General features: G+C 45.6%; 5 protein-coding genes. 2 read left to right on the top strand and 3 right to left on the bottom strand.

Annotation, left to right across the window (positions count from 1 at the left end; genetic code table 11):
- Positions 1–510: 510 nt before the first annotated feature.
- From RIC07_RS21145 to RIC07_RS21135, 3 genes are all read right to left on the bottom strand, one after another.
- Positions 511–1,869: a TrpB-like pyridoxal phosphate-dependent enzyme gene (locus tag RIC07_RS21145; protein ID WP_446396241.1), complete on the bottom strand. Its 1,359-nt coding sequence runs from the start codon at positions 1,867–1,869 to the stop codon at positions 511–513.
- 304 nt (positions 1,870–2,173) lie between these two features.
- Positions 2,174–3,856 (bottom strand): methionine--tRNA ligase, encoded by a 1,683-nt coding sequence (gene metG / locus RIC07_RS21140; protein WP_446396240.1) that lies wholly within the window; start codon positions 3,854–3,856, stop codon positions 2,174–2,176.
- Positions 3,857–4,240: 384 nt separating this feature from the next.
- Positions 4,241–4,954: an ABC transporter ATP-binding protein gene (locus RIC07_RS21135; RefSeq protein WP_446396242.1), complete on the bottom strand. Its 714-nt coding sequence runs from the start codon at positions 4,952–4,954 to the stop codon at positions 4,241–4,243.
- A gap of 377 nt (positions 4,955–5,331) precedes the next feature.
- On the opposite strand from RIC07_RS21135, the gene RIC07_RS21130 reads away from it, so the two are divergent.
- Positions 5,332–5,517, top strand: a complete 186-nt coding sequence (locus tag RIC07_RS21130; RefSeq protein ID WP_446396239.1) for a hypothetical protein — start codon at positions 5,332–5,334, stop codon at positions 5,515–5,517.
- A 252-nt stretch (positions 5,518–5,769) separates the two neighbouring features.
- Positions 5,770–6,498 (top strand): filamentous hemagglutinin N-terminal domain-containing protein (locus RIC07_RS21125; protein ID WP_446396238.1); only part of this gene is annotated, 729 nt, incomplete at its 3' end.

Genomic DNA, 6,498 nt, shown 5'->3' with positions numbered 1-6,498 from the left:
ATTGAGTCCCTAAACCCGCCCCTACAATAGATTGATATTTTTTACATTAAGGTTTAAAATTGACAGAACTATTGGACAGATTCGGTTCAAAAGCGCCATTAAATAAAGGGCGGGTTTTGTTGTTCAGTTATCGTTAAGCCATCCAATTGAGTCCCTAAACCCGCCCCTACATTCTTGCTCCCCTCTCCCCAGAGTGGGAGAGGGGTTGGGGGTGAGGGGTTTCTTTAACTTAAAACGCATAACCTCAGTGCGCCCTTTGTTTAATGATGTGCGCCCTTTATTAATGATATGTACCCTGTATTTAATGACGTGCGCCCTTGATTCATCGATTAGTAAGCTGTCATGCATTTAAATTGGGAATGGGTAGCGAGCAAGATGCAAAGCCTGCGGCATGGCTTCGCTTAACGCACTACAAGGATTTCGCCATTATTGATATTAAGGTTTAAATGCCGAACAGCTTAGCACATCAGTCATTGGTGTCAACTTTCGATTCATTATCATCAGTAATTCCTAAGAAACAACAGGTAATCCCGCTAACGCCATGGCAATTTCTTGTTCACTATACTCGCTATCTTGCAATCGTCCCGCGTGATAATCAATATAGGATTGCATATCAAAATGACCATGACCACATAAATTAAATAAAATCGTGCGGCTAATTCCTTCCTCTTTACAACGTAAGGCTTCGTCAATTGCCCCTTTAACCGCATGATTGGCTTCTGGTGCGGGTAAAATCCCCTCAGTACGGGCAAACATTACCCCTGCTGCAAAACAACTTAATTGGGGATAAGCGCGGGGTTCAATTAACCCTAACTCCACCAAATGACTGATGAGAGGACTCATTCCGTGATAGCGTAATCCTCCTGCATGAATTCCTGGCGGCACAAAGGAACTGCCTAATGTGTGCATTTTAACTAAGGGAGTTAGATGCGCCGTATCGCCAAAATCATAGGCATATTTTCCTTTAGTTAAGGTTGGACAAGCGGTAGGTTCTACGGCGACAAATCGAGTCGTTTTCTGTTCACCCCGTAACTTGGCACCGAGAAAGGGAAAGGCAATTCCGGCAAAGTTACTTCCCCCACCTGTACAAGCGACAATAATATCGGGATAATCTCCCGCCATGTCTAATTGGGTTTGGGCTTCTAAGCCAATCACGGTTTGATGTAAGAGAACATGATTCAGCACACTCCCTAACGCATAGTTGGTGGTTTTATTCCCTAACGCTACCTCCACCGCTTCACCGATCGCAATCCCTAAACTGCCTGTACTCTGGGGATTATCCGCCAGAATTGCGCGTCCGGCTTGAGTTTCATGACTGGGACTTGGGATAACCTTGGCACCATAACTTTCCATTAAAGCGCGGCGATAGGGCTTTTGTTGGGCGCTAACTTTGACCATGTAAACCACAACCTCTAAGTCAAATAATGCCCCCGCAAAGGCTAAGGCTGAACCCCATTGTCCCGCCCCAGTTTCTGTGGTTAAACATTGAATTCCAGCCTCTTTGTTATAGTAGGCTTGAGCAACAGCCGTGTTCGGTTTATGACTTCCGGCTGGACTCACGCCTTCGTATTTATAGTAAATTTTGGCAGGTGTATCTAGGTGTTTCTCTAAACGTCTGGCGCGATAAAGTGGAGTGGGGCGCCATTGCCGATAAATGGATTGTACAGGTTCAGGTATTTCGATTTCCGGTTCGGTGCTAACTTCTTGTTGAATTAATGCCATCGGGAACAGCGGTTCCAAGTCAGTGGGGGTAATTGGTTGACCCGTGGCGGGATTGAGAACACCGGGTAGGGGTTTGGGTAAATTGGCTTGGATGTTGTACCAAGCTTTGGGCATTTGGTCTTCGGAAAGGGTATATTTAATCTGCATCTTGGTTCGTTTGATTAGAGTTTAATTGTCTCAGAATAGTGAGATTTATTTTATCTTATAGTGTTTTGTTACAGCGGTAACGCCTGTATTAACAAACCCTGCTACCGTTAAAGTCCCCCTATTAGATCCCCCTCTTCCCTTTTTAGATCCCCCTCCCGTCCCCCTTAAAAAGGGGGAAGCCAGAGGATGCTTCGCATTTTGTTGCACGGGGGAATCCAAATGATGCGAGAGCTTTTTATTCCATGGGGAAGCCAAAGGATGCTTCCCCATATTCCAGACGTGCGATTACACATCACACCCTGAATTATTCGCCTCCAAATTGTTGGCGCAATTCGGCTATTTCTGTATCCTCTAACTTGCGAAATAGAGGAGGCGGAACATCAAAAGAACGACCCGCTGCCAAGGCATTAAAATCCACCGCCTGAGTTAATTTTTGCGTTCTTTCTGTATCTGATAACTGCAACGCATCAAAGAGTTTCTCCGCCGTAAACGGAATAAACGGATTCGACGCGATCGCATACAGCCGAATCAGATTAATACAGGTACGAATCACCAATCCCGCCTCTTCCTTGTCTTGCTTAAACAGCGCCCAAGGTGCGCGTTCGTCAATATATTGATTCCCCACTGTCCACAGTGAACATAAGGTTTCGGCGGCTTTGCGAAACTCCAGATTTTGCAGGCAATTACTCAGTTTCGCTATCAAACTTTCACAACTTTCCTGCAACCGTTGTTCCGCCTCTCCCGGCGTTCCCCCTTCTGGAATCACTCCTTTAAACCGACTATTGGCAAATTTGAGTATTCGGTTGACAAAATTACCCAGATTGTCTGCCAAATCCTTGTTTATCTTAATTTGAAATAACTCCCAGGTAAAAGCTGAATCAGCCGATTCTGGAGACATAGCAATTAAGGCATAGCGCCAGTAATCGGCGGGTACAATCTCTAAAGCTTGGTCTGAAAAGATGCCACGTTTGGAACTGGTGGAGAATTTCCCGCCATAATACGTTAACCAATTGAAACCCTTAATATCATCCGCCATTGTCCAAGGTTCCCGCGTTCCCAGAATCATCGCGGGCCACATAATTGTATGGAAGGGTAAATTATCTTTTGCCATGAATTGAACATGGCGAATATCTTGGGTATCATACCACCAGGGCTTCCAATCATCCGCGTTAGCCTGTTGACTTGCCCACCCTTTCGTAGCAGAAATATAGCCAATGGGCGCATCAAACCAGACATAAAATACTTTACCCTCAAATCCCGGACGGGGTACAGGCACACCCCAGCTCAAATCGCGGGTAATGCAACGGTCTTGTAATCCTTCATTTAACCATTTCAGGGCAATAGATCTAGTCAGAGTCGTCCACTCTTGCTGATTATCTACCCAGGAACGCACTTCATCACTAAGGGTAGTCAGCTTTAAGAATAAATGTTTAGTGGTGCGAACTTCTAGATTTGTACTGCCTGATACAGCAGAACGAGGCTCAATCAAATCCGTGGGATCTAATACCGAGGTACAATTCTCACACTGATCCCCTCTAGCGCGATCGTATCCGCAATAGGGACAAGTTCCAATAATATATCGGTCGGGTAAGAAACGATTATCTTCATGAGAGTAAACCTGACGAATTTCCCGTTCTTCCATGAAGCCATTTTCATCGAGGCGTTGATAGAAATGCTGGGTTAACTCATGGTGATCGGGGGAGGAGGTGCGACCAAAATAGTCGAAAGAAAGTCCAAATCCGCGATAGATTTCGGCTTGCCGTTCGTGTTGTTTTTGACAATAAGTGGCGACATCTAATCCGGCTTCCAATGCGGCTAATTCAGCCGGTGTACCATGTTCATCCGTGGCACATATAAACAGAACCGATTCGCCTTCCTGTCGCAAGAAACGGCTATAGACATCAGCCGGAAGCATAGAACCGACTAAATTTCCCAGGTGTTTAATCCCATTGATATAGGGCAACGCACTTGTAATCAGATACCGCATAAATTTTACTTAGGGTGTGTTAAAGGGTACAGCGTTAGTATCAGCCAAGAACTCAAGTTCTTGGCTAAAAGCTTAAGTCCATTAAAATGGACTAACCTATTTTAAGGTTTGTAGTCAGCGATGTGAGCGTTTAGGGCGAAGACAGCGCAACGATGAACTAGGAGTGATTTAATGTCACGCTCCTTAAGTGAAATGTCGCCAACTTGAACGCCAAGAAATAAAATCGAGCTTACTCGGTCAGTCGTTGAACCCGTTTTAACGGGTTTAAGCTTTAAGCCCGTAGACGCGAAGCGGCTTCTCTTCGAGTACTTTAGTTCAGGGCTGACTAGAAACTTTAATTCAGGGCTGACTGGAGCCTGCCATTCACCTTAAGACTATTGTGCGTCAACTTATGCCAGATGTCTTCACAATCCCATCTTCGAGATAGGTTACCCGATCAGCGACATCCAGGATACGGGGGTCATGAGTCACCATCAGTACTGTACACCCTTCCTCCTTTGCCAACCGCCGCAATAATTCAATCACCCGATGTCCACTGGTTGAGTCGAGTGCAGCCGTGGGTTCATCTGCCATGATAATCTGAGGATGACCGGCTAAGGAACGTGCGATCGCGACTCGTTGCTTCTGTCCCCCCGACAAGTTAGCAGGGCGTTGATTGGCATGCATCTCCAATCCAACGTGTTCGAGCAACTCTTGTGCCTGATATCGCGCCTTCGTCCCGCGAATTCCTTTAATATTCAGCACAACTTCTATATTCTCGGCTGCCGTTAGCGCCGGAAACAGGTTAAAATGCTGGAAAATAAAGCCAATATTATTGCGCCGAAAGCGAGCGAGTTTGGCGCTGGACATTTTGGTGATCTCTTCTCCCAGTAGGTAGACATTGCCCAACGAAGGCGTTAGTAGTCCCGCCAGAATAGAGAGGAACGTCGTTTTTCCCGAACCCGATGGTCCCATGAGGATTTGAATATTGCCGCGCTGAATTTGCCAGTCAATCCCTTTGAGTACTTGATAGCGCTGATTGCCGGACTTATATTCCATCGTTACGCTTTCAGCAATGATGGTATCCCATTGCTTCGGTTTGCGATCGCTTGAGCGCAGATCAAGCTGGTTTCGGCTTTTTATAGACACAACCACATTGATATAAGCGACAGTCAGGGTCTATCTGTAAAGAAATATAACATAAATAGCCCAAGTTAAACTCTCTTCAGATAAAGAGCCATGTCTGGATGATAGCGAATCCTGACGGATCAAATCCGTTGCTGGGTGATACTTGTGAGACTGTCAGGGTGTGGCTTGAAAAGGAGGACTGATACCAAATCCGCTTTTGAAAGCTCCTTGAGTTTATCAATTGTTTTCAGAACGATCTCAATTAACGATTGCTATTCATTACTAAATATAAAGTTAAGTAGGTTGCTGGAAATAAACTCAACCCTATTAATTTATGTAAATAACCCTCAAACCCTTACAAAGGACGAATGACAAAGGACGAAGGACGATCCCCACCGTTAACTTTAATTGTCCCCACCTACTTACATCACCGCTTGACTAATTTGAGAATTGTTAATCTTTTTCCATTAGACTTGACGAGCGGGTTAAATCTGATTAAAGTCGGTGATCATGCCATAAATGTGTATTGTGAGTTAGGTTGCCTAGCCAAGTGAATTGCCCCATGTCAGACTGTAGTGAGTGGTGTAACACCCAACTGGAAGACCTCGGAGGGGCACCATCCTTGCGTCCAGAGAACCCAATCTAGTTTTGTGTCATGTCAGTAGGGTGGGATTGTTAGCCGAAAAAGAGTGAGTGCGATCGCAGCTTGGCAGATGTGTTAGATCCAATATAGAGATCTGGCAACGAAGCGAGCATTATTAAACGTCCCTTTGAAACCCAACCTGTGCTGGGTTAATGAATCAGCCATGAACAGAGTACATCTTTTAACCGCCGCTGTTACCGGATTTTGGCTTTGGGTTTTCAACCTTGGCACCTCCTCTGACATCCTAGTTCTGGCGCAATCGATAACTCCAGCAGCCGATGGTACAGGGACAATTGTCACACCGGATGGGAACCGCATCGACATCTCCGGTGGGAGTCTGTCTGCTGATGGCAAAAATCTTTTCCAGAGTTTCCAGCAGTTTGGCTTAAATCCCGAAGAAGTCGCCAACTTTTTAGCCAATCCAGATTTAAACAATATCCTCAGTCGCGTCGTCGGTGGTGACGCCTCTGTGATTAACGGCTTAATTCAGGTAACAGGCGGCAATCCTAACTTATATATAATGAATCCGGCTGGGATTATTTTTGGTCCTTCTTCTCAATTAAACGTCCCCGGTGACTTTTTCGCCACCACCGCCAACGCTATTGGTTTTGACAATGGTAATTGGTTCAACGCCATTGGCACAAATGATTATAACAACTTAGTCGGAAACCCCAACCAATTTGCCTTTGATGGAACAGAGGCGGGAAGTATCGTTAATGCAGGGGACTTAGCCGTATCAGAAGGGAAAAATTTAACCCTACTGGCTGGCAATGTCGTTAATACCGGGAAACTAACCGCACCGGGGGGAAGCATTACCATTGCAGCCGTTCCCGGTTCCAATTTAGTCAAAATTTCTCGACCTGGGGGGTTACTATCTCTAGAGGTTGAACCA

It is taken from the genome of Coleofasciculus sp. E1-EBD-02 (assembly GCF_040218245.1).
GTDB lineage: Bacteria > Cyanobacteriota > Cyanobacteriia > Cyanobacteriales > Coleofasciculaceae > Coleofasciculus.
The sequence above is the reverse complement of the archived record's forward strand: the minus strand, read 5'-3'. Positions and strand labels throughout refer to the sequence as shown.

Bases quoted from the DNA above. Each gene is read 5' to 3' on its own strand.
- RIC07_RS21145 (WP_446396241.1), bottom strand. From the start codon at position 1,869: ATGCAGATTAAATATACCCTTTCCGAAGACCAAATGCCCAAAGCTTGG.
- metG (WP_446396240.1), bottom strand. From the start codon at position 3,856: ATGCGGTATCTGATTACAAGTGCGTTGCCCTATATCAATGGGATTAAA.
- RIC07_RS21130 (WP_446396239.1), top strand. From the start codon at position 5,332: ATGACAAAGGACGAAGGACGATCCCCACCGTTAACTTTAATTGTCCCC.